Source organism: Rhodococcus sp. 05-2254-5 (assembly GCF_002258575.1).
Taxonomy (GTDB): Bacteria; Actinomycetota; Actinomycetes; order Mycobacteriales; family Mycobacteriaceae; genus Rhodococcoides; species Rhodococcoides fascians.
Genome location: NZ_NOZG01000005.1, coordinates 1 through 1238, shown reverse-complemented (window position 1 = coordinate 1238; position 1238 = coordinate 1). Strand labels below are relative to the sequence as shown.

The 1238-nt window shown below is 62.1% G+C and carries 1 protein-coding gene; it reads left to right on the top strand.

Going from position 1 to position 1238, the window contains the following annotated elements; all coding sequences use genetic code 11:
• Positions 1 to 57 precede the first annotated feature (57 nt).
• Complete coding sequence (locus CH278_RS04095) at positions 58 to 1221, top strand: IS30 family transposase (RefSeq protein WP_373557318.1); 1164 nt, start codon at positions 58 to 60, stop codon at positions 1219 to 1221.
• Positions 1222 to 1238 lie beyond the last annotated feature (17 nt).

Sequence of the window (1238 nt, the reverse complement as noted above, 5' to 3'; positions counted from 1 at the left end):
GCTACGGGCGGATTCGAGCGGTGGTTGCAACGTGCCTGATCATTAGGGATGTTTGCGATGGTTCACCCGGGTTTCTCACATCAGGTTCGGATGACGTTCTGGTCACTGCGGAGCAGTGGCGTGACGATCAAGGACGCTGCCCTCGCAGTCGGTATCAGCGAGGGCAGCGGCTGGAACTGGGTGTACGAACGTGGTGGTGTGCGTCCACGCTCGACACCGGAGCCGACGGGCCGTTTCCTCTCGCTGGAGGAACGCGAGTTCATCGCCGACGGTGTCCGGGACGGCTGGACGATGACCGCGATCGCGACATGCCTGGGGCGAGCGGTGTCGACGATCAGTCGAGAACTCAAGCGGCACAAGTACTTCCGTGGACAGTACAAGCCACATCAGGCTGAGCGTGATGCCCGAAAGGCAGCCAAACGGCCGAAGAAGGGCAAGCTCGAGCTCACGCCGTTGCTGCGCGATCGGGTGCAGGCGCTGCTCGAGTTGGACTACTCGCCCGAGCAGATCTCGGCGACACTGAGGAAGGAATTTCCTCACTCGCCGGAGATGCATGTGTCGCACGAAACGATCTATCAGACCCTCTTCGTTCAGGGCAAAGGTGGCCTGACCAAGGAGCTGACCAGGCATCTTCGGACGGGCCGGCCGGTGCGGCTGGCGCATCGCCGTACCACCGAACGGCGATCGAAAATCCGCGGGATGATCAACATCTCCGAACGGCCCGCCGAGGTCGCCGACCGCAACGTTCCCGGCCATTGGGAGGGTGATCTGATCATCGGCACCAAGGGCGGGTCGGCGATCGGGACACTGGTCGAGCGGACGTCACGGTTGGTGATGCTGCTGCATCTGCCCATCGATCATTCGGCGGCGTCGGTGGCCGAGGCGATGACGAAGAAGATCGCGGAACTGCCTGCGGCACTGATGCGTTCGATCACCTGGGATCAAGGCGGGGAGATGGCCAAGCATGCCGAGATCACCGTCGCCACAGGGGTGCAGATCTACTTCTGTGATCCGCACTCCCCGTGGCAGCGGGGCACCAACGAGAACACCAACGGTCTGCTCCGTCAGTACTTCAAGAAGGGCACCGACTTGTCGGTGCACGGTCCCGAACGGCTCGACGAGGTCGCCGCTCTACTGAACAACCGCCCCAGAAAAACCCTGGGATGGGATACTCCACTCGAGGAGTACAACAAACGACTGCTCGTTGCGACGACCACGTGAACCCGTCACGAAGTTCC